This window comes from Flavobacterium sp. UBA4854, assembly GCF_002399805.1.
GTDB lineage: Bacteria > Bacteroidota > Bacteroidia > Flavobacteriales > Flavobacteriaceae > Flavobacterium > Flavobacterium ginsengisoli.
Window position 1 is genome coordinate 87,496 of the sequence record NZ_DHEI01000028.1, and the last position, 1,463, is coordinate 88,958.

A 1,463-nucleotide genomic window follows, 5' to 3' on the forward strand; every position below is an offset into this window, starting at 1 on the left:
AAACCTGTCAGGTCTTGTTGAAATAAAAAATCACTTTTTTATTTGCCAATTAAAAATAAATAATAACTTTGTAACGCAAAGTACTTTAATTATGAATCAAAAGCACCAAGAAGATTTAGCACATATTCGTTCCATGATGGAGCGCTCTTCAAGAGTTTTATCGTTAAGCGGACTTTCAGGAGTTTTCGCGGGTCTTTCGGCTTTAATTGGCGGAATCTATGTTTACGAGCTTTTCAAAGCAAACGGAATGGATTATCTAAGCGATGAGCATAGATTGTATTCTGCCAATCTGGTTTCAGAATTATTCTGGATTGGAATCACAATTTTAGTATTTGCATTTTTATTCGGAATCTTTTTTACCATAAGAAAAAGCCGAAAATATAATTTGCCAATCTGGACTTCAGTAACAAAAAAATTATTGTTTAATTTGGCTGTTCCGCTTGTAACCGGTGGAATATTTTGTCTAGCTTTAATGTATCATGGACACTTTGGTTTAGTAGCGCCAGCAACATTAATTTTTTATGGACTAGCACTTATAAATGCAGAAAAATATACATTTTCAGATATAAAATATCTAGGTTTTTCTGAACTGATTTTGGGATGTATTGCACTTTTTAATATAGGATATGGATTGATTTTCTGGGTTTTAGGATTCGGAATCCTGCATATTGTGTACGGATTAGTGATGTTCAAAAAATACAAATAATCCAATGGGAATTATTGATAAACTAAATAAAGATTTTGAAAGCCGTGTCAGACTGGGTATTATGTCCGTTCTGATGGTTAACGACTGGGTAGATTTTACCGAGATGAAAGCGCTTTTAAATATCACTGATGGTAATTTAGCAAGTCATTCCTCTGCGCTTGAAAAAGCGGGTTATATCGAAGTGAAGAAAGAATTCGTGGGTAAAAAGCCAAAAACCTCTTATCAGGTGACCGATTTGGGGCGTACAGCTTTTAAAGAACACTTATCGTACCTTGAAAAATTAATGAAATCTTAATAACGCTATTTTTTTATCCATAAACTTTGAATTGCAAAGTACTTTTAAATTTAAAACAATGAAAAAACATCAATTTATTTTAGCTTGCACAGCGGTTTTTTTACTGCTTTTTTACAACGAATCTGTTGGAATCAATATTTCTATTTTCGGTGTAGTTCTTACGCTCTTGATTAGTTATTTCTATCAGGAAAAGATGGTCGACAGATCACATTTGGTTCTTGTAATGACCTCTATTTTATCTTGTTTTGCTTTTGCGTGGTACGGAGATGCAGCATCATTCTTTGCTTTAGCCTTATCAATTGTATTTTTGCAATTCAAAACTCAAAATGGAGAGCTCAAGATAATTCAGGTTTTTCCACTAATATTCTTAAACGGATTTGCTTCTATAGGTAGAATATTTATGTTTCATCAATGGCTTCCAGAGCGAAAAATCCATAATGATTTTGCTAAAAAACTAGTGGC

2 protein-coding genes and 1 pseudogene are annotated in these 1,463 nt (G+C 32.9%); all 3 read left to right on the plus strand.

From position 1 onward, the window contains the following. Positions 1 to 91: 91 nt before the first annotated feature. Positions 92 to 706, plus strand: coding sequence for a hypothetical protein (locus B3J44_RS03680; protein WP_286965943.1), 615 nt, complete (start codon positions 92 to 94; stop codon positions 704 to 706). Between the two features lie 4 nt (positions 707 to 710). After that, a complete protein-coding gene (locus B3J44_RS03685; RefSeq protein WP_286965854.1) occupies positions 711 to 1,001 on the plus strand; it encodes a winged helix-turn-helix domain-containing protein in 291 nt (96 codons plus the stop codon). A gap of 58 nt (positions 1,002 to 1,059) precedes the next feature. Beyond that, positions 1,060 to 1,463, plus strand: a pseudogene (locus tag B3J44_RS03690) (DUF4173 domain-containing protein); the annotation flags it as partial.

Coding starts and splice junctions, on each gene's coding strand:
- B3J44_RS03685 (WP_286965854.1), top strand. CDS start 711: ATGGGAATTATTGATAAACTAAATAAAGATTTTGAAAGCCGTGTCAGA.
- B3J44_RS03680 (WP_286965943.1), top strand. CDS start 92: ATGAATCAAAAGCACCAAGAAGATTTAGCACATATTCGTTCCATGATG.